The following is a 23,382-nucleotide window of genomic DNA, read 5'->3' as shown; positions in this document are numbered from 1 at the left end:
TATCCCAAGACCGCCACATACCCTGGTCAACGGTGCGAAGCATCACTCACTATCGGTGTTCTTTTCGTCAAACAACAGAGGGGTCTGTGTTCAGAAATACCAAATCAGCTTTTTTCAGTTTCAGCAAATATATCTGCACAGGTGAGCGAGCTTCTTCCTGCAGCCTCTATTCGGCCACACCGGACATTCGATCATTCCTATATTACGCAGGGCGGCAGCAAATCCTATTTGTCTCTCTATCAACACTTCAAGCAGCTAAACTTTTGAATGGATTACATCCAAGTTTTGGGCTCTTGCTGATATGCTCGCAAGAGTGTTCGGCTCTCACGATCTGTGCTTGTTTTGGCAATAGATACGCTTATCGAACAGAAAGAACTATCAAACGCAACATATACGAGACCCTTTCGGATCAAATACTTGATAAAAGAAAATTTGGCTGGTCATTAGTCGATCTATTAGTAACTTGCATACGCATCAGATTGTGATTGTAATCGCTTATTGCGGAAAATCTATTGGAGTGCACTCTTGATAATTCCGTTTCATGTTCGGGAAATGCTTCAACGCATCAGGGCACGATTTGACGCTGATCAGATACCGAAACAGATGGCACCCAATAATGCCGAGTTTTCAACACTGCGCCCGTCCCGCAAGCCTACACAAGAGATGGTCGCGCGTTTTTGGGAGCAGCTGAAACCCACGGCCAGCGACGAGGATCAAGCGCAAATCGCTGATCCGGAAACGGTAGAAGCTGCCGAAACCTATGGCACCAATATTGAGAACTTTATCGGCACGGTTAAGCTTCCTGTCGGGGTCATTGGACCCTTACGCTTGAACGGAATGAACGCAAACGGCGATTTTCATATCCCCCTCGCAACAACCGAGGCAGCGCTGGTCGCGTCTTATGCCCGGGGCGCTTATGCCGCCACCCGGTCGGGCGGTGTTAGTACAGCTGTTTTGTACGAAGGTGTTCTACGGACACCGGCGTTTGTTTTCGAGAGCCTTCTTAAGGCCGGGCAATTTGTGGACTGGGTTGTGACAAATGTCGACATGCTCAAATCTGCGGCCGAAGCGACGACCCGTCATGGCAAGCTTGTATCGCTGGAGCCGTTCATTGATACAAACGTCGTTTTTTTGATTTGCCGCTACACCACAGGTGATGCAGCGGGTCAGAATATGGTGACCATCGCCACCGACGCCTTGTGCCACGCAATCGCGGATAGCTGCCCTGTCGAGATTGAGAACTGGTATGTCGAAGGTAATTTTTCGGGGGATAAAAAGGCTTCGGCGCTGGGGCTGGTGACGGGGCGCGGGCGTAAGGTCAGCGCCTCGGTCACGCTCCCGGCTGAGGTTGTTAAAAAGACGCTTGGAACGACGGTCGAAGCGATGCTTGACTATGGCCGTGTCGCCAATCTGGGGGCGCTTTTGTCCGGCCAATTTGGGGCGCAGGCGCACTATGCCAACGGGCTGGCGGCATTCTACATTGCAACCGGACAGGACGCGGCCTGCGTTGCCGAAAGCGCAATGGGAGTCACGCGAATGGAACCTAGGGGCGACGATCTTTTCTGCTCGGTGACGCTTCCTAACATTCTGGTTGGCTCGGTCGGCGGGGGCACTGGATTGCCCAGCCAGGCAGCAGCGCTGAACATACTCGGCTTACGGGGCAGCGGGAGTGGGACAGCTTTAGCTGAAGTGGCCGCGGCCACGTGCCTGTGCGGTGAAATCTCCATCGTCGCCGCGATTGCTGCAGGCCATTTCACCCGCGCCCATGAAAGTCTGGCCCGCCACAGATGAGCATTCAGAACCGATTCTGGATTTATCAATCCGAGCGTTTTCCGCTGAAGAAAACCGTCCCTCTGCTGCTGGTGTTTTCCTCGGCCAGTATCTGCGTGTCCGCCCGTCTGGCAGACCGCCCCCTACCCGAATGGTCCGCCTTTGCCGTCGGCTTTGTACTGGCCATGGCGTTGTTTTTCCAGATGCGGGTCTGTGACGAGTTCAAGGACGCCGAAGACGACCGGCGCTACCGGCCCGAAAGGCCGATCCCACGCGGATTGGTCTCACCGGGCGAAGTTCTGAGCCTGGGTTTGCTGACCATTCCACTGGCTTTTACGGCTGCCTGGTTCTGGCACCCGTCGGTTTTGTGGCTGTTGGGCGCGGTTTGGATCTGGCTCGTGGCGATGACTGTCGAATTCGGTGTCCCGGCCTGGCTGAAGGCGCGGCCGGTTTTGTACCTGCTAAGCCATATGGCGATCATGCCCTTGATTGATCTGTTGCTGACCGGTCTCGAATGGCTGCCAGCAGGCGGTGCGGCACCCTCTCTGTGGCTGTTCCTGGCGTTGTCCTTTGTGAATGGCTGCGTCCTTGAGATCGGGCGCAAACTGTGGGCTCCTGAAAACGAGATTACCGGTGTCGACACCTATTCCGCCCTATGGGGTCCGCGTCCGGCGGGGCGTATCTGGATCGGCTGCGTCCTGCTGTCCTACGCGCTTCTTGTCGCAACGGGCAGCGCCACAGGCGTTGGCTGGCCAAGTGCCCTGATCGGCGCGCTGGCGCTGGTTCCCTGCGGGGCTGCCGTATTCCGCTATAGTCAGTCACCAACTGAGAAAGCCCAGAACAGGATGGACACTGTTTCCGGCCTTTGGGTGTTTTTCTGCTATGCCACGGCTGGTTTCCTGCCCTTCTTGTTCGGAGCCGCTGTATGACTTTCATCGTCGCCCAAACGGATGCCAACGATGTCCCGTTTGTCGGAGGCAAAGCGGCGGCACTGTCGCATCTGACGCAGCACGGTTTTTCCCCACCCGAGTTCTTTGTCATCACTAATGACGCATTTCGCATGGGGCAGTCCGGGCCCATCGCGAAAAAGGGCCTGCGATCGGCTGTGACCTACGCACTTAAAACGCTTGGGCCCGGGCCTTACGCGGTGCGCAGCTCTGGCCGGTCCGAAGATGGCGTGGATCACAGTCACGCGGGACAGTTCGATTCTGTCCTGAACGTTCCGGGCAAAAGTGTTATCGCGGCTGCCAAGCAGGTTTGGCAATCCGGTTTCTCGGCAACGGTCGAAACCTACCGGGCGGTCAAATCCGGCGGCAAAGCCGAGGCTCCTGCGATCATCGTACAATGCATGGTCGATGCAAAGACGGCCGGTGTCGCCTTTTCCGCCGATCCGGTCAGTGGTCGGCGCAATGTGGTCGTGATCTCGGCCATTGAAGGCCTTGCAGACCAGCTTGTGTCAGGTGAAGCGGACGGAGAGGACTGGATCATCGGTGCGGATGGCACACCGGAAAGCGCACCAGACACCCCAACACATTTGAACGTGAACGAGGCGCAATCCATCGCGGCCCTTGCCCAAAAGGCCGAAGCTCTGTTTGGATCACCTCAGGACATCGAATGGGCCATTGATGCGCAAGGGCTACATATTTTGCAGGCCCGACCGATTACCACGCCCTTACGTCCTGAGCCGCTCGAAGACCAGACACTTACTATTTTCGACAACTCCAATATCGTAGAAAGCTATCCGGGCATCGTCAGCCCGCTGACCTATTCTTTTGCTCTGCATGTTTATTCTCAGGTGTATCGCGCTTTCGTCAGGTTGCTGGGCGTTTCCCGGCACACGGTTGCCCGGAACCCAACTGTTTTTGACAATTTGCTGGGGCGGGTGGATGGGCGTGCCTATTACAATCTGATCAACTGGTATCGCGCGCTGGCGCTGTTGCCCGGGTTTTCGATGAACCGCGACTATATGGAAACGATGATGGGCGTTTCTGAACCGATGCCACGTGAGGTCACGGATGCTCTTGCCCCGCCCCCCACCACCGGCTGGCGCAAGCTTGTGGAATACGCGAAACTGGCCAAGGTTGCGGGCGGTCTGATCTGGCAGGCCATGCGACTGCCGCAGACCCGGCGCGATTTTTATCACAGGCTGAACGACATATTGCAGGCGGGGCTGGAAGTGAACACCTCCAACGCTACCGAACTGGCGGCCGAGTACAGGCGCATCGAAAGCACCTTGCTGGATCGTTGGGACGCCCCGCTGATCAACGATTTTCTATGCATGATTGCCTTTGGTGGCTCGCGCAACCTGCTACAAAAGTGGCTGGGCGAGGACGGGTTGACCCTGCACAATGACCTCATGATCGGGCAAGGCGATATCGTTTCGGCAGAACCCGCTCAGCGCATTGCCCAAATAGGAAAGCTGGTTCGGGAGGCAGGTCTTGCCGCAACTTTGAAGGCCAACGCGCAGCTGTCGGTTTTGTCCGGGCACCGGCAAATCGAAGCCGAGGTTGATGCGTATCTTGAAAAATTTGGCGACCGGTGCACCGAAGAGCTCAAGCTGGAAAGCGTTCCGCTGCGCGACGACCCGACCAGCCTTTTGCTGGCCATTGCAGCCAGCGCCGAGCGTCCCCCGCCCGGGCGTCAGGAAGGAGCCGAGCCGGATTGGCAAGCACTGTTTCCGGCAAACCCCCTCAAACGGCAGTCGGCCAAATGGATCCTGGGCTGGACCAAGGCGCGTGTGCGCGACCGCGAAAACCTGCGTTTTGAACGCACACGAATCTTTGGTTATGCGCGGCGTGTGTTTTTGGGCATCGGCCGGGAATTCGCCGCCCATGATCTGCTTTCATCACCAAAGGATGTATTTTTCCTGACAACACATGAGGTTCTCGGAGCAGTCGAAGGCTATAGCCTGTCACCTGATCTGAAAGGCATCGTTGCGCGGCGCAAACAAGAGGATGAAGCCTCGTCCCGACGCCCCGACCCACCGGAACGCATCGAAATCCGTGGTCCCGCCATCGCGCCGATCTGGTCCGAATGCGCGGAACTCGAAGTGGACACAGCACGAGTGAAGCACGGCACGGGCTGTTCCGCAGGACAAATCAAGGCGCGTGCGCGTGTGATCCGCGATCCACGCACTGAGGCCCTGGACCCCGGAGATATACTGGTGGCACGCCACACCGACCCGGGATGGATTGCCGTATTCTCAAACGCTTCTGCCATCATTGTCGAACGGGGCTCGTTGTTGTCGCATTCGGCCATTGTGGCGCGCGAGCTTGGTATCCCCTGCGTGGTTGGCCTGAAAGGCGCCACGCACTGGATCGAGGATGGCGAGATGATCTCGGTCGACGGGGCAATCGGCGCTGTGGAGCGGTACGATGGGTGGCAGTGAGATTGAGAATAAGGCGGATTTCGACTATATCCGCTATGCCCAACTGTGGGAGGACGCAGATGTCCTGAATTCTGCACTGGGCGACTGTACGGGTAAGACATTGGTGTCCATCTGCTCGGCCGGTGACAATGCGCTGGCGATGCTGACACTCGATCCCGCGCGCGTCGTGGTTCTGGACCTGTCACCGGCGCAGATCGCCTGCCTCAAACTCAGAATCGCGGCCTATCAGCGGCTGACTCATTCCGAATTCATCGAGCTTACTGGCTCGCGTCCAAGTACCCGACGGGATGCATTGCTGGGCCGGGTTTTGGATGCCACAGATGCCGACACGCGCGCCTTCTGGGAGGCTCTGACTCCGGAGGTCGAAAAATACGGTATTGGGGGCGTCGGCAAATTTGAACGCTATTTTCGCGTCTTTCGGACCCGGCTTTTGCCGCTGGTGCATTCACGCCGAACCATCGACGAAGTGTTCACTCCACGCAGCCCAGAAGCACGGAAAACCTTTTTCGACACGCGGTTCAACACATTCCGTTGGCGTCTTCTGCTGAACATCTTCTTTTCTCGCTTCGTCATGGGGCGCATGGGACGGGACAGCGCATTTTTCGATCATGTCGAAGGCAGCCCGGCCCAACATGTCGCCCGCCGCATCCGTCATGCGGGGGTCGCCACCGATCCGTCTCAAAATCCTTATCTGCATTGGATTCTTAAGGGCAACCACGGTAACGCGCTGCCATTAGCATGGCGTCCCGAACATTATGAGACGATCCGATCTCGGCTGGATCGTCTGGACGTTCGCCTCGGATCGCTGGAGGCTTTTGTGTCGGCCGGTGAGAAAGCCAGCGGGTTCAACCTTTCCGACATTTTCGAGTACATGTCGCTCGAAACCTTCCGACAGGTTTACGGTGCCATCCTAACCGCCGCAGAGCCACACGCCCGACTGGTCTATTGGAACATGATGGCACCCCGGCGGGTTCCGCTGGAATACAGGGATCAGATAGACACCCTGACCGACATCGAAACGCAGCAGAAAGCCCGTGACATGGCATTCTTCTATTCGGATTTCGTCGTAGAAGAGGTGCAGCCGTGACTGTTCCTGGTCAAGTTCTGCTGGCGGCGGGGTCCGTATTGGCTCTTGTCGGAGTAATGATGGTCATCCGAAGTCTGGCCAACACGGCGGGCCTAAGCCCCGAAGTGCAGCGCAAGCTGATGCATGTCAGCACGGGCCTCTTTGCGTTGCTGCTGCCCTGGCTCTTTCCCAATCGCTGGCCGGTTTATATGCTGATCGCAGCCACAATGCTGGTGATGCTTGTGCTGCGCCTACCGCGTTTTTCATCGGGTCTTGGCGCGACCCTTCACGGGGTCGAACGCACATCCTACGGAGACTTTCTACTCGCCTTGTCCGTTGGACTTTGCTTCTTGCTGGCGGGCGAAAACATACTGTTCTACTTGCTGCCAATCGCAGTTCTGACACTCGCGGATGCTGCCGCAGCGCTTGCCGGGACCACGTATGGAACCAAACGCTACGTGGTGGAAGATGGTGACAAGAGCTTAGAAGGGTCAGTAGTGTTTTTTGTCGTAACGCTATTGGTTGCGATCATCTGCTTCTTGTTCTTGTCGAAACTCCCGCCATCTAACGTCATGATGTTGTGTCTTATGGTTGCGGCCTTTGGCACATTGGTCGAGGCGCAAAGTTGGCGGGGGTTTGATAACTTGTTCCTGCCGCTTGGCTTGCTAATTTTTCTGAACGGCCACTATCACAGCTCTTTGGCAGAGCTCGCCCTGTTGGCTGCCATGTTTTTTGCCGCCCTTGCCAGTTTCGGCGTGGTGGGAACCAAGCTGGGCCTGACCAAGCATACGACCCGTGTGTATGTTGTCGCGGTTTTTTTGCTGCTTGCGGCCGCTAAACTGCAGAACACAGTACTGCCGATTATGGTTCTTGCCGCACATGGCTGGGCGCGCACCGCTTCTCCTTGTGACAGTAAGTACCCCGATCTGGATATCGTAGCCGCCTTAGGGTTTTTGGGATTCGGTTGGCTTGCGGCAGGAAATGCAACGGGATGGGATGCGATTTCTTTTTTTGGGCTCAGTGCGATGGGGTTGGCTATGGGGCTCACCGCTGTGGCGCTGTGTGCCAATCCTATTGCGATACCGTTTGCTGCGGCTTTCCTGTTCATAATTCGGACTTGGGCTGTTTCCCAGAATTCTGAACAGTCGAACTGGGCTGAGCCACTGACGGCTCTGACCCTGCTTTCACTGCTGTGCACGGTTGCGGTTCCATTGGCCCGGCCACACTGGTTCGGAAAAGACCGGGTTCTTAGGTTGACGCTGTTGGCCCTCGCCCTGCCCTTGCTCTACTATGTTTGGGTCGTTGCTGGATCGCTTGGAGCGGGGTTCTTTGCCGGAGTGGTTTCATGACCAAAGAGACCATCAAAACGGCTGATGCTAAGCTGACCGTGTATCTGAACGGCCCAAACTGGGACGGCGTTCCCGCCGCAACCTTCGGCGATTTTTCCTGCAAAACGCCCGAAGCGGGCGCCGAAATCCTGCGCAAAGGGATAGAGCGGGTGCAAAACGTGGGCCTCGACCGCGTTATTGGGCCGATGTCGGGCGATACCTGGCGCAGTTACCGGTTCGTTTCGGAAAGCGACGGGTCCGCTCCGTTCCTGATGGAGCCCAGCAACAAACCTCATGAGCCCAAGGTGTTCCGGTCGGCCGGATTTAAAGAGATCAGCCGGTACTTCTCGGCCCGAGTGCCGCTGCAGGCCGCCGCCCGGTCGGCACCGCCGGAAACCGAGGGGTTCGTGGTGGAAAAGTGGGATGGAACAGACCCCGAGGCCCTGTTCCGCCAGGTTTTCGAACTTTCAACCCGAGCATTCTCAAAGAACGCATTCTATAAGCCGATATCCGAGGCGGATTTTCTGGCCATGTATATGCCGGTTGTGCCGATGATGAAGCGCGACCTGATCCTGTTTGCGCGCCGCCGCGACGGGTCATTGGCCGGGTTTCTGTTCGGCATTCCCAACTATGCCGAAGGCCCCGATCCGACATCCGCAATCCTTAAGACCTATGCAAGTCTCGAACCCGGCGCCGGGCGGCATCTGGCACACAGGTTCCACAAGACGGCATTCAGCATGGGGTACGACACCGCCATTCATGCGCTGATCCATGATGACAATAACTCGGCCGACCGCAGTGCCGCGGAAGGCGCGACGATTTTCCGGCGCTATTCCCTGCTTGGGCGGAAGCTGAATGGCTGACCTGCTCGCCCATTTCTCGGTTGCGGTTGAACGGTTTCCGGACAGGACCGCAATAGTGGACGGCAGGGGCCGCCAGATTAGTTTTCAAACACTGCACACGCGGGTTCAGCACTTGGCAGGTAGGTGGCAGTACAAGGGTATCCAACCAGGTGATCGCGTGCTTTTGGCCATGCCTGTCGATGCGGACCTGTATGCAAGTCTGGCCGCCCTATGGTCCCTTGGCGCCACCGTAGTCTTGCCGGAACCGGCCATGGGGTTGGCCGGTCTGCGCCACGCCGCCCGGACCACGAAACCAAAAGCGTTCTGTGCAGCGGGCGCGTATTCTTTGCTGAAGTTTCTGATTCCGAACCTTTGGTCCCTACCTCTGCTGAAGCCGGGGGAAAGTCGCTGTGATCCGGTGGTCCATGAGGTTCGACCGGAGGATATCGCCCTTATTTCTTTCACCTCCGGGACGACGGGCCAGCCGAAAGCTATTCCCCGCTCGCATGCATTTCTGATGGCGCAGCACGATGCCATCGCGCCCCTCCTCGCCAGCAACAATGCCGAGCGCGATCTGGTGGCCTTTCCGGTGTTCACACTGATCAATCTGGCGGCTGGGCGCACAAGTGTTCTCCCGAACTGGAAGTTGAGCAAGCTGGACCGCTTGTCGCCGGAACAGTTGGACAGCTGGATCCATGTGCAGCAAATCACCCGAACCCTCATCCCGCCGTCACTTTGTGAAAAACTTGCTCAATCCGGCGACACCGGTCCGTTGCGCACGGTGTTCACGGGCGGTGGCCCGGTATTCCCGGACCTGGTGGAGACGTTGAGAACCCGGCACAGGCTTTCGGTTGTTTGCGTCTACGGATCGACCGAGGCCGAACCGATTGCCCATCTCGACGCCAGGGACATCTCGGAGGAGGATTCCCGTCGGATGTCCGGTGGCCATGGGCTTCTCGTCGGATATCCAGTGCCTGAGATCACGCTCCGTATTTGCGACAATGAAATTCAGGTCGCAGGGGCGCATGTGAACAACGGTTATCTTGATCCGGCCCAATCAGTGGAAAACAAAATTAAAGAAGGCGGCGTCGTTTGGCACCGAACCGGTGACGCTGGCACGTTGGACGAACACGGACGATTGTGGTTATGGGGGCGGACGGGGTCCGAAATTGAGGTAAACTCAGGTTCACTATTTCCCTTCGCAATCGAAGTCGCGGCAAGGCAATGGCCGGGTGTAGAACACTGCGCACTAATAAATACGAATGAAGGCCCGGCTCTTTGCGTTCAAGGGTTACCTGGTCAAGTTGAGGCTTGGAGTAGTTGTGCGCTTGGTTTTGGTGTCCCCAAGGTGATTTCAATTGACAAAATCCCCATGGACAAGCGTCACGCCTCCAAAGTTGATCGCGCGAAACTTGAACGCATCTTGGGTTATTGATGAAAAATGGGCCGAAACCGCACCGTTTTTAGTTGGTCGGGAAATTCAAGCCTGAGTGTCCGCGCTCGCAATGCGAGAAATAGGGCTTAATTCGCGCGGTGAACGGCAGCTTCCCGCCCATTTTTGAAAATTTCACCGTTCCAAGCTTTCAATCGGCGCCATTAATCCACCCCACTATGTCACTTTACTTTGACACCACCGCTCGCCTTTTGTGCCGAATGTGTCTGCTTCCGGCCCAATTCCGCCTCGGATTTTGGCGAATAATCAAGCTCACCTGCCGTGCTGTCCGCATGACGGCGTGTTATTGCCACCTGGTTCCATCAGATCGGCGCAGGCTGGCTCAAACCCCCGAATTGAAATGAATTTCTGGGAATTCCCCTTTGATCACTGATAATTTACCCTCATCTAAGCGACACATATTTCAAGGAGAACCCCATGTCGCGTACTCTCATATTAGCTGTTATCGTCGCCGGACTTGGCGCCGGAGCTTACTATTACCTCAATCAACCCGAACCCACGCCTGCCGAAAGCCTGCAATCGGCGGCCCAGAACGCAGGTGCGGCCGTAAATGATGCCGTGGATGCCGCCACCGAACAGGCGAGCGAAGCCGCATCTTCCATTGCTGACCAGGCCACCGAAGCGGCCGAACAAGCCGGACAGGCGGCCACCGATCTGGCCGATCAGGCCGGAGATCAGGTCGCGTCCCTCGCTAATCAGGGGCAAGACTTGCTGAATTCCTGGATCGAAGAAGGTACGCTTTCCGTCGAGAATTTTGACTATGACGCCATGGTAGCTTCGGTTCAGGATAGCCAGTTGTCACAGGACCTGAAAACAAAAGCCTTGGGTATCCTGGATGAAATCAAGGCATCCCCTCAGTTGATTGCTCAGAAGATCGAAGAGCTGCGCACGCTTTTGACTGGACAACAATAATTTCTGGGGGCCGTTCTATTTTGAGCGGCCCTTTTTCTTTACCGGGCGCGCATTCCCGTTACGTCAGGCGCAACTCTGATTGACGTCTCAGCACCCGTTTGATTGGCTGCCCCTAAATCCAACGCAACACCACTTGCAACAGACCTGTTCTGTGCTGTGTCCGCACAGGAGATAGGAGACATAATGACCACCCTGCCCCCAAACATGTTCGCCGTCATTCAAACCCATGACGGCTATTCCGGATCGGCCACAGGTCCTTTTATCGAGGATGCCGCCGATTGGCTGGCCGAGGCCGAGCTTCCCGTGCCAGAACCCGGCCCTGGTCAGGTGTTGATCAAATTACGGACGGCGTCGGTGAATCCATCCGATCTCCACTTTATCAAGGGAGAATACGGGCAACCGCGTGTCAAAGGCACACCCGCCGGGTTTGAGGGCTGTGGCGACGTGGTGGCCACCGGCACCGGTGCCGAAGCGTTGCAGGGTCAACGGGTTGCCTTTGTGGCGGCTGGTTCCGGGGCGTGGGCGGAGTATGTCGTGACGCAGGCATTGATGTGTATCCCACTGCGACCCGATATCTCGGACGAAGATGGTTCCGCCCAGGTCATCAATCCCATGACTGCGATGGCCATGGTGGACATCGCGCGGGGTGCGGGCGATGCATTTGTCGTTTCGGCGGCCACCAGCCAGTTGGGCAAACTCATGTGCTCATTGGGTCGCGACTTGGGGCTGAAACCCATCGCAATCGTGCGTCGGGCCGAGGCAGTGGAATCCTTGAAGGAACTTGGCGCTCATGAGGTCTTGGTCACGTCCGACCCGGACATGATGCAGAAATTCGCAGCGCTCAGCATGGAACTAAAACCACGTGTCTTTCTGGATGCCGTGACGGATCAGGTTTCCGAGCAGATTTTCTGTTCGATGCCCAACGGTGCGCGGTGGGTCATCTACGGCAAGCTCAGTCCCGAATTGCCAAAACTGACACAGACCGGTCAGTTGATCTTTATGGGCAAGCGGATCGAGGGGTTCTGGTTGACCAAGTGGATGATGTCAACGCCTCCGGCGGACCAGATGAGAGTTGTTGGTGAAGTACAGGCCCGGTTTGCTGACGGACGCTGGAAAACGGATGTTTCTGAACGGCTTGGCTTGCGCGATGTGGTGGCAAATCTGGCCAATGCTCTGAAAAAGAGTGACGGGAAGGTGATTATCACGCCATAGTAGAACAAAGCCCCGGACGAAGGAGGATGTCCGGGGCGTAAGGAACGCCGGGCCAACCGGCATGGGAGGACAAACTTGGATAACGCACAGCTGCTGATCAGCGGGCTGGCGAATGGCTGTGTCTACGGCCTGATCGCGCTTGGCTTTGTGCTGATTTACAAGGCCACCGAGGCAGTGAATTTCGCGCAGGGCGACTTCATGATGTTGGGCGCCTTCGTGACGATCGGGCTTACGAATGCGGAGTATATGGGGCTGCCCTTCTGGATGGCCTTGCCGATTTCATTGGGGATCATGGGCGCCTTGGGCTACTTGCTTGATCGCCTGATCATCCGGCGTTTATTTGGAGAAAGCCAAACGGCAGTTGTTATCCTGACCATCGCTTTGGGTTTCGTAATCCGGTTCGCAGCCGGGTTGATCTGGGGGCACGAGCCACAGACGCTTCAAAACCCGTTGGCCGGCAAGGAAGTCCGCTTTGGCGGGCTGGTGCTGGGGATGGAGGACGTCGCGGTCATTGTCGTGACCATCTTGCTGACCTGGGGGCTGTATGTTTTCTTCAGTCGAACCAAGCTGGGTCTTGCGATGCAGGGCGCGTCGCAGAACCAGTTGGCGGCATATTACATGGGAATACCGGTGAAGCGTGTGCAGGGCTTTATCTGGGCTTTGGCGGGGGTTGTAGCGGGGATTGCAGGCATCTTGTTCGCGGCCAAGGGGTCTGTCGATCCAACCACCGGTTTGCTCGGCATCAAGGCCTTCGCCGCAGCCGTAATCGGTGGCTTTGGAAGCCTGCCGGGGGCATTGGCTGGCGGGCTGATCGTCGGCGTGATTGAACCCTTTGCCAGCCGTTACATTGCAGCAGGGTACAGCCAGATCGCGCCTTATGCGCTGCTGCTGGCGGTGCTGATCTTTCGCCCAAACGGGCTGTTCAGTCAGGTTCGGGTCAAGAAGGTCTAAGTCATGCGGATTGTGTTCAAAACCAGCTACATGCAGGATATCCGACCTTGGAAGGACGCGTATCAGCTTTGCCTGTACCTGATCTTGCTGACAGTTGTCGCCACCGCTCCGTGGTGGCTGGACGACTTCTACCTGGGTGAGCTGACAAACGTGCTGATCTGGGCCATCGCGGGCCTGGGGTTGATGATCCTGACGGGTCACACAGGGCAAGTCAGCCTAGGTCATGCCGCGTTTTTGGCCTTTGGTTGCTACGCCAACGTCATTCTTCTTGAAGCTGGCGTGCCGTTCCTGATTGCCTTCCCCTTGGCTGGTATTCTGACCGGGTTGGCCGGAGTGACGGTCGCCATCCCTGCCCTGCGACTGCATGGGATATATCTCGCGATCTTCACAATGGCCCTGTCCATCCTGATGGATGACGTCATCGTTCTGGCCGAGCCGATTACGGGCGGTGTCGCGGGCAAATATCTTGGCGGTGTCGAGATCTTCGGGTTCCTGGTCGACCGCTGGGGCACTCCGGTTCAGTTCTTCTGGTTGGTTCTTGGTGTGGCGGTGCTGGTGACGCTTGGCTACATCAACCTGTTGCGCGCGCCTTTGGGGCGTAGCTTTATCGCTGTTCGGGATTCTGAAGTGTCGGCACAGGCCATGGGCGTGGACATTGCCCGGACCAAGATGATCTCGTTCGCGCTGTCCTGCGCGGTCAGCGGATGGGCGGGCGCGTTGATGGGCATGTTCTCGGGTGCATTCAACAATGAGACGTTCAGCGTCCTGATCTCAATCCAGCTACTGATGATGATCGTGATCGGTGGTCTGGGATCCATCCACGGCGCGTTCCTTGGAGCAATCGTGATCGGGTTCCTGCCCCAGTTCCTGTCGATATCAAAGGAGTACGTGGGCGCAGTGTTTGGTGGCAATACCGTCGCCATCCCGGGGTTGGAGTTCGGTATCTTCGGTATGATCCTGATCGCCTTCATCCTGTTTGAACCGATGGGCATGTATGGGCGCTGGCTGAAAATCCGCACGTGGTTCGAGTTGTTTCCCTTCTATCGCAAGGACATGTTCAAGCGGCAGAAATCCTACCTCAAGACGGAGCGCCTGAGATGAGCCTTCTTGAGTTCGAAAACGTCACCCTGAAGTTCGGTGGGTTGACTGCCGTCAATGATCTATCTTTCGAAGTCGAGGAAGGCGAGGTTTTCGCCATCGTTGGCCCTAATGGTGCAGGGAAGTCCACGGTCTTCAACCTGATCTCGCGTTTCTACGACCCCTACGCAGGCAAAATCCGTTACGACGGGCACGACTTGCTTAAGGCCAAACCGTCCGGCGTGGCTGCATATGGTGTGGCGCGGACATTTCAGAACATTGAACTGTTCGAACACGCGACCGTCCTGCAGAACCTCCTTGTCGGCCGGCACCGCCACCGCAAAACGAACATGCTGTCCGAGGTGCTGTTTCTGCCCTCAGCCCGAAGGCAGGAATTGGAAAACCGCGAAAAGGTCGAAGAGATTATCGACTTCCTCGACCTGCAGGCGTTCCGCGACAAAATGATTTCTGGCCTGCCCTATGGCGTGCGTAAGGTAGTCGAGGTGGCCCGCGCACTGGCCACCGATCCCAAGCTGCTATTGTTGGACGAACCGGCCTCGGGTCTGTCAGTCGAAGAAACAACCGACATGCGCTGGTGGATTGACGATATCCGGCGGCAGATGGGGATCACGGTACTGATGGTCGAGCATGACATGGGACTGGTTTCCGGCGTCTCGGATCGCGTTCTGGCAATGGCGGACGGCGCAAAACTGGCGCTGGGAACACCTGCTGAGGTTCAGTCGCACCCGGCGGTGGTTGAGGCCTATTTGGGGAAAGCCTCATGAAGACTCCGGTACTGACAATCCGCAACGTCGAGAGCTTCTACGGCCCGATCATGGCGATCCGGGGCGTTTCTCTGGATGTTCATCCGGGCCAAATTGTCTCGATCCTTGGCGCCAATGGCGCGGGCAAGACCACGCTGATGAAAACCGTTTCTGGCGTGATGGATCCGGAAAAGGGCAAGATCACATTTGAAGGCGACGAAATTCAGGGGTCCGAGCCACACAAGGTCGTGCAGAAAGGCATCGTTCATGTGCCCGAAGGGCGTGAGGTGTTTCCACTGCTGACGGTCGACGAAAACCTCAGCCTCGGGGCCTATACCCTGAAGGACAAGGGTCAGATCGATCACGATCGGGATCTGGTGTTCTCATACTTTCCGATCCTCAAGGAACGTCGCAACCAAGAGGCGGGAACATTATCTGGCGGGCAGCAACAGATGCTGGCAATCGGCCGTGGCTTGATGGCCAACCCAAAGATCATGCTGTTGGATGAACCCTCGCTTGGCTTGTCACCGCTGCTGGTTCAGGAGATTTTTGGCATCCTCAAGCGACTGAATGACGAACAGAGCATGACCATGATGCTGGTCGAACAGAACGCCAACGCCGCCCTGGAACTGGCCCACCATGGCTATGTGATGGAGGTCGGACGCATCGTCATGGACGGCGCAGCAGATGTTCTGATGCGGTCAGAGGACATCCAGAATTTCTATCTGGGCGTTCAGGAAGAAGGCGCGCGGGAAAACCGCCGTTGGAAGCGGAAAAAGACGTGGAGGTGAGACAGATGAATATCAGCACCCTGCCCCCTCAGATCACAGTCAACGGCGTTCGCCTGAACGCAACCCCCGGCCAACGCCCGGTTTGTGTCGATGGAAGCACCACGATTTGCGAGCTGTTTCGGAACCGCTGCACTGAGCTTGGTGATCGAACGGCGCACCGCGAAAAGGACCTTGGCATCTGGAGGTCATATTCCTGGACGGACTATTGGCAGCACGCCAAGTGGATTGGGCTGGCCCTGCGTAAATTGGGACTGCAACGGGGTGAGGTTGTCTCGATCCTGTCCGAGGATAGAAAAGAATGGGCCTGGTTCGACATGGGCATTCAGGCCGTCGGAGGCATCGCATCGGGCGTCTACACCACCGATTCTTCCAGCCAATTGAAATATCTCATCAATGACAGTGACAGCCGATTTCTGATCGTCGAAAACGAAGAGCAGTTGGACAAGTTCCTGCAGGTCGAAGATGAGGTTCCCGGCCTTCTGAATGTCATCATTCTTGATGATGAGGGGTTGCACGATCTGGATCACGCGCGCTGCATGATGATCGACGCGCTGTATACGCTGGGCCAACAAGCCGAGGCTGTAGATCCCGACCGTTTCGAGGCCGAAATCGCGCTGGCGTCGCCGCAGGATACCGCGCTGTTGATCTACACCTCGGGCACCACGGGAATGCCAAAAGGCGCGATGCTGAGCCATGAGAACATCCTTGCGGCAATAGAATGTGGGGCACATGCGTTGCCTGCCTTAGAGACGGACGAACAGCTGTGTTTTCTACCGCTGTGCCATATTCTAGAGCGTGACGTATCCATCTATTTCCCGCTGGCCGCCAAATGCATCGTCAATTTTGCCGAAAGCCCGGAGACCGTGTTTGCGAACCTGCAAGAGATCTCACCCTCGACCTTTACGGCCGTTCCGCGGGTTTGGGAGAAGATCTATTCCTACGTTCAGATTATGACGCAGGATGCGACGCCCACGGGCCGCGCAGCCTTCGGCATGGCCCTGAAGGCAGGGCTTGCGCGGGCCGAGTACATTCTGGCCGGCAAACCCGTCCCAGCCGGTGTCGCCGCGCAATTCTGGGTGTGGGACCGGCTGGTTCTGCGCAACCTGCGCCGCATGCTGGGTATGGACAAGATGCGGCGCGGAGGTTCAGGCGCGGCCCCGATTTCAACGGACTTGCTGAAATGGTACTGGGCAATTGGCGTGCCGTTGGTCGAGGGGTTCGGGATGACCGAGACCTCGGGTCTGGCGACGCTAAACACCATTGAAAGCAATAAGGTCGGAACCATCGGACGCGCTGTGCCCGGAAATGATATCCGGATATCCGAAGACGGTGAGATTCAGCTAAAAGGCCTTAATATCTTTCAAGGATATTGGCGCAACAACGCTAAAACGGCCGAGACGTTCACCGCCGATGGCTGGCTGCGAACCGGCGACTTGGGGCATATCGATGACGACGGCTACGTCACCATTTCGGGGCGCATGAAAGATATCATCATCACTGCCGGGGGCAAGAATATCACCCCTGCCGAGATCGAAAGCCGAATGAAATTCAGCCACTATATCGCGGACGCGGTGATCATCGGCGACAAGCGCAAGTATCTGACCGCGCTGATCATGATTGATCAGGAAAACGTTGAGAAATTTGCACAAGATCGGAAGATCCCGTTCTCGAATTTTGCATCCTTATGTGCCGCATCCGAAGTCAAAGATCAGATTCAGGCGGAAATTGATGTTGTGAATAAGGATTTTGCACGGGTCGAGCAGATCAAGGACTTTCGCCTGATCGATGTGCTTCTGACCGCAGATGATGATGAACTGACCGCGACAATGAAGCTGAAACGCAGTTTTGTCGAAAAGAAACACGGCCATCTTATTGAAGACATGTACAGTTAAAAAAAGAGATAACCTAAAGGGAGGAGAAAGATGAAGAATGTGATCATGCGGCTGGCGGCGGCCACCGCCTTGACGGCTTCGGCGACCCTTGCCAACGCACAGACACAGGGTGTCACGGATGATGAGATCATCATCGGTTCGGTCAACGATCTGAGCGGTATCTTCGCGGCCGTCGGTGTTCCGGCCACCAAAGGTGCAAATGTGGTGTTTGACCGGGTAAACGCAAATGGCGGCGTACACGGGCGCACTATCCGCTATGTGGTCGAGGACAACGGATATCAGATGCCGCGCGCGATGCAGGGCTATAATAAGCTGCTGAACCGCGACAAGGTGTTTGCGATGCTACAGTCGCTGGGAACTCCGATGAATGTCGCGGGCTTCAAGTTGTTGGATCCAAAAGGTATTCCTAATGTCGCCCCACTGTCCGCTGCACGGCAAATGCTGCAGGAACCGATGGACAACAAGTTCACGGCCTTTTCGACCTACTTTGACCAAAGCCGTGTTGGCGTGAAGTATCTGGCGGGAGAGTTCGGCGGGCAGTCTGTGTGTTCGATGTACTTGCCAACCGATTTTGGTGCCGAAATCGTCGAAGGTACCAAGGCCGGTGCCGAAGAAGCCGGGATCGCGTTTGTCGCCGAGACCACGCACAAGCCGGATGAAACTGATTTCGTGGGCTCGCTGAGCAAGCTCAAGGAAGAAGGGTGCGATATCGTCACGATCGCTTTGGGTGTGCGTCAGGCCATTACCGTTGTCGGCACCGCCAAAAAGATGGGCCTGACGGATATGAAGTTTCTCGGTACATCGGCCAGTTTCCTGACTGTTGTTGCGCAAGTGCCGGGCGGAGTGACAGACGGGTTCTACGCCGCCGCGTCGTGGCAGGATCTGTGGTCCCGCGCAGAAGACCCCGCCCCTGCCGCCTTTATCGAAGAATATAAAGCGGCAACCGGTGAAGACCCCGTCGGATTTGCCATGCTGGGATATTCTGCGGCCGAAACGATGGTCAAAGCGCTTGAGGCTGCTGGCCCCGATCTGACGCATGAAAGCTTTATCGCAGCGATGGAAACGCTGGACTATCAGGATGAACTGGTGGGCAACCACATGACTTTTGGACCTGATGACCATCAGGGGGCTGACTCAGTCTATGTGAATGTTGTCGAAAACGGTGCCTGGAAGATGGTGTACGAAGAATAACCCCCAACACGCATCTCAAACGAAAAAGGGCTCGCAAATGCGAGCCCTTTTGATTTTGTGTACTCGGTGGCGAATTAACGCTTCGAGAATTGGAACGAACGACGCGCTTTGCGCTTACCGTATTTCTTACGTTCAACAACACGGCTGTCGCGGGTCAGGAAGCCAGCGGCTTTCAGTGCGCCACGCAGGGACGGATCGTACAGCTGCAGCGCTTTCGAGATGCCGTGCTTGACCGCACCGGCCTGACCGGTCAGGCCACCGCCTTTGACGGTTGCAACAACGTCGAATTCACCTTCAACACCGGCAACCTGGAACGGCTGGCGCAGGATCAGTTGCAGAACGGGACGCGCAAAATACTTGTCCTGATCCTTGCCGTTTACGGTGACCTTGCCGGAACCCGGCTTGATCCAAACGCGGGCAACAGCGTCTTTACGCTTGCCGGTGGCATAAGAGCGACCCAGTTCGTCACGTACGGGTTCACGCACGATGATTTCTTCGGCCACAACCTCAACGCCTGCAACGGCGCTCAGCTCTTCGAGAGTATTGATCTGATCAGCCATGGTCATTAGCTCCGGGTGTTTTTCTTGTTCATGGATGCAACATCCAGAACTTCGGGCGACTGGGCTTCATGCGGGTGCTCAGCACCGGCATAAACACGCAGGTTGGTCATAACCTGACGCGACAGGCGGTTGCCAGGCAGCATCCGCTTGACCGCTTGGGTCACAACACGCTCGGGGTGCTTGCCTTCAAGGATCTGCTGCTTGGTGCGCGACTTGATGCCGCCCGGGTGGCCAGTGTGCCAGTAGAAGTTTTCTTCGCGCTTCTTGCCGGTCATCTGGATTTTGTCAGCGTTAATCACGATGACATTGTCGCCCATGTCCATGTTCGGGGTGAACGACGCTTTGTGCTTGCCACGCAGGCGCATGGCGACGATCGAAGCAAGACGGCCCAGAACAACGCCCTCGGCGTCGATCAGGATCCATTTCTTGTCAATGTCTGCAGGTGTTGCAGAAAAGGTTTTCATGGCAGGATAGTCCTGTTTGATGTGAAAGACCGCCCACATACGGAGCGGCCCGAATTCGATGTTGGGTATTTAGATGCAGGCGTAATGCGCGTCAAGAACACTGAAACTTATTTTATTCTGCAATTACAGGGAGTTATAAAATAGGTATTATTTTACCCCATAATTTCACAGATAAACCGCAATACATGATTGAACGTTAATTAACCCGGCGGGATCCGGAAAGGGAGATATCGCGCAATGAACTGGCAACAGACCGTAAACGACTATGGGGCAGCATGGAAAGAACCTGACCGGGGCAAACGGCTTGAGATACTGGCCGGGTGCTTTGCTGAAGATGGCATCTATGTCGATCCCATGGCCGAGGTCAAAGGCCGCTTAAACCTATGCGATCATATCGGAGAGGTGGCGCAAAGCACGGGCGGAATGCTTGAGTTGACCAGCAAGGCCAATGGCCACAACGATGTCATTCACTTCACGTGGCGTCTGGTTGGCCCGGATGGCAGTGTAGTTGTCGCTGGCCACGACTTTGCGCATTTGGATGCTGAGGGAAAGATCTCACATCTGGCCGGGTTCTTTGGCGATCCCGAGCCAACGAGCTGAGTCTTTAAACGCTGATCTGTTCCGGCGGATTATCCAGAAGTGCACGCAGGCGCTGCATTGCGGCCTCGAACCGCTCCAATGACACGTGCCCATTCATCGCAATGCGTACGGCGTTGGGGGCACGCCCGTCCCGCAGCGCGAACTCGTCTGCGGATCTAAGTTGAATACCTTCCCGCTCGGCTGCTCGGCTGAATGCGGCGGCACGCCAACCCGACGGCAAGTTCAGCCAGACAAACGGCACGTCCGGCGCCCAGTTCAGATCAAAGCCGCCAAGCGCATTGACCGTCACCCGGACATAATCGCCCATCCGGGCGCGGACGTCCCTGGCGATCTGCCGTGTCCGTGGATCAGACAGTAACAGCCGGGTAAGCTCTGCAAGTGGTTGTGCCAATCCGAAATAGCCGTATTCAGCTGAGCGCCGAAGATCGACGCTGCGTTCGCGCGGGGCGATGGCGAACCCGACGCGCAGGGCTGGCGTCAGGATCTTTGAGATCGACGAAACATGCCACCCCCGTTCAGGTGCCAAAGCGCGATAGCTGGGCTCGCGCGCGTCCCCCATCCGATAACAATCGTCTTCAATGATCTGCAAATCATGGCGACGGGCGACTTCCACAACCTCTTTTCGACGTTCCAGCGGCGTATGTGTACCGGTTGGGTTTTGCACCTCGGGCGAGACGCAAACCGCTTGCGCCTGGGTCTGACGCAAAATGTGATCCATGGCCTGAGGGTCAATGCCCCACTTGTCCATCTTCACACCGACAACCTCGGCCCGCATCAACTCACCTGCCCGACGGAAACCGGCATATGACAGATCTTCAACCAGAACGACCGGTTTGGGGCCGCGCAGGATCGTCTGAAACACAAGGCAAAGACCATTTTGCCCACCATGCGTCAGAACCACATCATCATGGGTCACTGCGCCAAGCGGCAGATCTGAGAGCCATTCAACGACCGCCTGCCGCATGGGTTGGTACGCATCGCGCGTCGGGTAATTCATCAGCAAACGCGGATCGGCATGCGACACTTTTTTAAGGCATTCCCTGATCAATGCCACCTGCCCCACATCCGGTAATCTGGGGCTGAACAGGCTGACATCGGCGTTGTACTTGTCGTCGCGCAGGTGGAGTTGTCTTGCCCACACATCGTCCAGCAAAGGTGATTTCGGAGGGGCGACAAATGTACCACGCCCGACCTCGGCTTGTAGCAAGCCTTCCTCCGTTAGAATCGTATATGCCCGGGCAACCGTGCCAGGCGTGATTTGTAACCGATACGCAAGTTCTCGGACCGGAGGCAGCTTGGATCCTACCTCCAGCGCTTTGTTCTCAATCGCTTTTCGTATTGTGTCGGCGACCAGTGTGTACTTGGGACCTTTGGATTTTGGTAACGCCTCTGGCCAAATTGTATCCATTACAATTCTTCCTTTGCTTTTGACACAATCCCGAATGTATCACACACATGTACCGAACATTAGTACTTTGTGTCAATACAATTTGAAAGGATACCCAAGATGACACGCCATATGCACAACCCCGCCCTCATGCTGCTGAACGATAGCCCTCGGCTGCCGATGATCGCCGCGCTGGCCGTGCGGTTTGCGGCGACTGTCACACAGTGGGAACGACAGCGCCGCAGCAGAATTAACCTGTCAAAGCTGGATGATCGCATGCTTAAAGATGTCGGCCTGACCCGCCCCGCGGCCGACCGCGAGATCAAACGATATTTCTGGCAGTATTAATTATCCCCAGTCCCTATCGGGACCTCTTCCTAGGCCGGGTTTCATACCCGGCCCTTTTTTATCCAAACGACGCTGCTGCAGACCCTGCAGGTGGCAATGAATAGGTCATCGTAGCCCGCGCAACGGGTTTGACAGAGCCTTCCGAGAACATCAGAACATCGCCTACCGCAAGCGTCTTGCCCAGTTTCAGCAAGCTGCAGCGCGCGATCATATCGTTGGTCCCGTCAGGTTTTCGCATGAAATCCATCGAACACCCTGTCGTCACAGCCAGCGACTGACGTCCTTTCAACGCAAGAATCATTGCATAGACGCTGACATCGGCCAGACCGAACATCGACGGGCCCGAAACTGTCCCCCCTGGACGCAGATGTCTGTCCCCGACCTTCAGCCGCATTGTGATTGAGTTTTCATCCAGCCTGTCTATAACAAAGTCCTTCTCGACCTGCGGAAACACCTCGACCAGATAATCTGACAGTTGTTCGCGGTTCAAAACCAACGACATACTTCCCCTCCTCGAATTGCCACCCTAGAGTTGGCCCGACATCAGATCGGAGAGCAAGATGGGAATTCTGGAACGTAACGACATGAATGGCGTTGCCCGGTTGAAAATGAACGCGCCAGAGCGCCTGAATGCTCTGAGCGAAGAGATGCTGGCAGCACTTCAGGCTGAATTCGACGCCTTAAGTTACGACTCGAGCATTCGCGCCGTGATCCTGTCCGGCGAAGGCAAGGCGTTTTGTGCAGGTCACGATCTGAAACAGATGACTGCCGGACGTCAGAGCGAGGATGGGGGAAAAGCCTACTTCCAGGACTTGTTCGCGCAGTGCGCCAAAATGATGCTGTCGATTCAATCCCTGCCGCAACCCGTGATCGCGCAAGTCCACGGCATCGCCACAGCCGCCGGCTGCCAACTGGTGGCCACTTGTGATCTTGCGATTGCAGCCGAAGGCACGCGCTTTGGTGTAAACGGGGTCAATATCGGGTTGTTTTGCTCGACCCCAATGGTGGCCCTCAGCCGGAATATCCCCCGGAAACAGGCATTTGAGATGTTGACGACAGGCGCGTTCATCTCCGCAGAACGCGCGACAGAGCTGGGCCTGGTCAATCGCGCAGTACCCGAAATGTTGTTGGAACATGAAACGATGGCGCTGGCCGAACAACTGGCGGACAAGCTTGGATCAGCGGTCAAAGTGGGCAAACAGGCCTATTACAAGCAATTGGATATGCCGATCGAACAGGCCTACGCCTATACCGGAGAGGTAATGGCGCAGAATATGATGCATCGGGATACCGAAGAAGGAATATCTGCATTTATCGAAAAAAGACCGCCAAATTGGGAACAATAACGAGATTATTTAAGGTAATTTTCGCGACTGTTCGCAATTT

General features: G+C 56.4%; 22 protein-coding genes. 18 read left to right on the top strand and 4 right to left on the bottom strand.

Annotated elements, in window-relative coordinates:
- Positions 1-603: 603 nt before the first annotated feature.
- The 15 genes from AC2FID_RS03285 (at position 604) to AC2FID_RS03215 (ending at position 18,637) form a co-directional block, all read left to right on the top strand.
- The gene (locus AC2FID_RS03285) at positions 604-1,791 is read left to right on the top strand and encodes a hydroxymethylglutaryl-CoA reductase (RefSeq protein WP_496835386.1); all 1,188 of its coding nucleotides are present in this window, start codon (positions 604-606) and stop codon (positions 1,789-1,791) included.
- Entirely contained in the window at positions 1,788-2,699 is a 912-nt protein-coding gene (locus AC2FID_RS03280; RefSeq protein ID WP_496835384.1) for a UbiA family prenyltransferase, read from the top strand. Before AC2FID_RS03285 ends, AC2FID_RS03280 begins: the two co-directional genes overlap by 4 nt.
- Positions 2,696-5,158 carry a PEP/pyruvate-binding domain-containing protein gene (locus tag AC2FID_RS03275; RefSeq protein ID WP_496835383.1) on the top strand — a complete coding sequence of 821 codons (2,463 nt, stop codon included), beginning with the start codon at positions 2,696-2,698 and terminating at the stop codon, positions 5,156-5,158. Before AC2FID_RS03280 ends, AC2FID_RS03275 begins: the two co-directional genes overlap by 4 nt.
- Positions 5,145-6,245, top strand: a complete 1,101-nt coding sequence (locus AC2FID_RS03270; RefSeq protein WP_496835381.1) for a BtaA family protein — start codon at positions 5,145-5,147, stop codon at positions 6,243-6,245. The genes AC2FID_RS03275 and AC2FID_RS03270 overlap by 14 nt, the downstream gene beginning before the upstream one ends.
- Positions 6,242-7,573: a hypothetical protein gene (locus tag AC2FID_RS03265; protein WP_496835379.1), complete on the top strand. Its 1,332-nt coding sequence runs from the start codon at positions 6,242-6,244 to the stop codon at positions 7,571-7,573. Before AC2FID_RS03270 ends, AC2FID_RS03265 begins: the two co-directional genes overlap by 4 nt.
- A complete protein-coding gene (locus tag AC2FID_RS03260) occupies positions 7,570-8,415 on the top strand; it encodes a hypothetical protein (RefSeq protein WP_496835377.1) in 846 nt (281 codons plus the stop codon). The genes AC2FID_RS03265 and AC2FID_RS03260 overlap by 4 nt, the downstream gene beginning before the upstream one ends.
- Positions 8,408-9,829: an AMP-binding protein gene (locus AC2FID_RS03255; protein WP_496835375.1), complete on the top strand. Its 1,422-nt coding sequence runs from the start codon at positions 8,408-8,410 to the stop codon at positions 9,827-9,829. The genes AC2FID_RS03260 and AC2FID_RS03255 overlap by 8 nt, the downstream gene beginning before the upstream one ends.
- 435 nt (positions 9,830-10,264) lie before the next feature.
- Positions 10,265-10,759, top strand: coding sequence for a hypothetical protein (locus tag AC2FID_RS03250; RefSeq protein WP_496835374.1), 495 nt, complete (start codon positions 10,265-10,267; stop codon positions 10,757-10,759).
- Between the two features lie 183 nt (positions 10,760-10,942).
- Positions 10,943-11,971, top strand: a complete 1,029-nt coding sequence (locus tag AC2FID_RS03245; RefSeq protein WP_496835372.1) for an alcohol dehydrogenase catalytic domain-containing protein — start codon at positions 10,943-10,945, stop codon at positions 11,969-11,971.
- Positions 11,972-12,046: 75 nt separating this feature from the next.
- Positions 12,047-12,922, top strand: a complete 876-nt coding sequence (locus AC2FID_RS03240) for a branched-chain amino acid ABC transporter permease (RefSeq protein WP_282168328.1) — start codon at positions 12,047-12,049, stop codon at positions 12,920-12,922.
- A gap of 3 nt (positions 12,923-12,925) precedes the next feature.
- Positions 12,926-14,023, top strand: a complete 1,098-nt coding sequence (locus AC2FID_RS03235; RefSeq protein ID WP_496835370.1) for a branched-chain amino acid ABC transporter permease — start codon at positions 12,926-12,928, stop codon at positions 14,021-14,023.
- Entirely contained in the window at positions 14,020-14,784 is a 765-nt protein-coding gene (locus tag AC2FID_RS03230) for an ABC transporter ATP-binding protein (protein ID WP_282151185.1), read from the top strand. The genes AC2FID_RS03235 and AC2FID_RS03230 overlap by 4 nt, the downstream gene beginning before the upstream one ends.
- The gene (locus AC2FID_RS03225) at positions 14,781-15,554 is read left to right on the top strand and encodes an ABC transporter ATP-binding protein (RefSeq protein ID WP_496835368.1); all 774 of its coding nucleotides are present in this window, start codon (positions 14,781-14,783) and stop codon (positions 15,552-15,554) included. Before AC2FID_RS03230 ends, AC2FID_RS03225 begins: the two co-directional genes overlap by 4 nt.
- Positions 15,555-15,559: 5 nt before the next feature.
- Positions 15,560-17,446 carry an AMP-dependent synthetase/ligase gene (locus AC2FID_RS03220; RefSeq protein WP_496835366.1) on the top strand — a complete coding sequence of 629 codons (1,887 nt, stop codon included), beginning with the start codon at positions 15,560-15,562 and terminating at the stop codon, positions 17,444-17,446.
- Positions 17,447-17,476: 30 nt separating this feature from the next.
- Positions 17,477-18,637 (top strand): ABC transporter substrate-binding protein, encoded by a 1,161-nt coding sequence (locus tag AC2FID_RS03215; protein WP_496753988.1) that lies wholly within the window; start codon positions 17,477-17,479, stop codon positions 18,635-18,637.
- A 74-nt stretch (positions 18,638-18,711) separates the two neighbouring features.
- Here AC2FID_RS03215 and rpsI read toward each other — a convergent pair whose 3' ends face one another.
- Both rpsI and rplM read right to left on the bottom strand, forming a co-directional pair.
- Positions 18,712-19,197 carry a 30S ribosomal protein S9 gene (gene rpsI / locus AC2FID_RS03210; protein ID WP_496835364.1) on the bottom strand — a complete coding sequence of 162 codons (486 nt, stop codon included), beginning with the start codon at positions 19,195-19,197 and terminating at the stop codon, positions 18,712-18,714.
- Positions 19,198-19,202: 5 nt separating this feature from the next.
- Positions 19,203-19,661 carry a 50S ribosomal protein L13 gene (gene rplM, locus AC2FID_RS03205; RefSeq protein WP_058271592.1) on the bottom strand — a complete coding sequence of 153 codons (459 nt, stop codon included), beginning with the start codon at positions 19,659-19,661 and terminating at the stop codon, positions 19,203-19,205.
- Positions 19,662-19,898: 237 nt separating this feature from the next.
- On the opposite strand from rplM, the gene AC2FID_RS03200 reads away from it, so the two are divergent.
- Positions 19,899-20,261, top strand: coding sequence for a nuclear transport factor 2 family protein (locus AC2FID_RS03200; RefSeq protein ID WP_496835363.1), 363 nt, complete (start codon positions 19,899-19,901; stop codon positions 20,259-20,261).
- 4 nt (positions 20,262-20,265) lie between these two features.
- On the opposite strand, the gene AC2FID_RS03195 is transcribed toward AC2FID_RS03200, so the two are convergent.
- On the bottom strand, positions 20,266-21,669 hold the full coding sequence (locus AC2FID_RS03195) for an aminotransferase-like domain-containing protein (RefSeq protein ID WP_496835362.1): 1,404 nt from the start codon (positions 21,667-21,669) through the stop codon (positions 20,266-20,268).
- 99 nt (positions 21,670-21,768) lie between these two features.
- Between AC2FID_RS03195 and AC2FID_RS03190 the strand changes: the two genes are divergently transcribed.
- Entirely contained in the window at positions 21,769-21,996 is a 228-nt protein-coding gene (locus tag AC2FID_RS03190) for a DUF1127 domain-containing protein (protein ID WP_058271589.1), read from the top strand.
- Between the two features lie 58 nt (positions 21,997-22,054).
- On the opposite strand, the gene AC2FID_RS03185 is transcribed toward AC2FID_RS03190, so the two are convergent.
- A complete protein-coding gene (locus AC2FID_RS03185; protein ID WP_496835360.1) occupies positions 22,055-22,498 on the bottom strand; it encodes a PaaI family thioesterase in 444 nt (147 codons plus the stop codon).
- Between the two features lie 58 nt (positions 22,499-22,556).
- On the opposite strand from AC2FID_RS03185, the gene AC2FID_RS03180 reads away from it, so the two are divergent.
- The gene (locus tag AC2FID_RS03180; RefSeq protein WP_496835358.1) at positions 22,557-23,342 is read left to right on the top strand and encodes an enoyl-CoA hydratase; all 786 of its coding nucleotides are present in this window, start codon (positions 22,557-22,559) and stop codon (positions 23,340-23,342) included.
- The last annotated feature ends 40 nt before the right edge of the window (positions 23,343-23,382 follow it).

The organism is Ruegeria sp. CDSC068, from assembly GCF_059610545.1.
The sequence above is the reverse complement of the archived record's forward strand: the minus strand, read 5'-3'. Positions and strand labels throughout refer to the sequence as shown.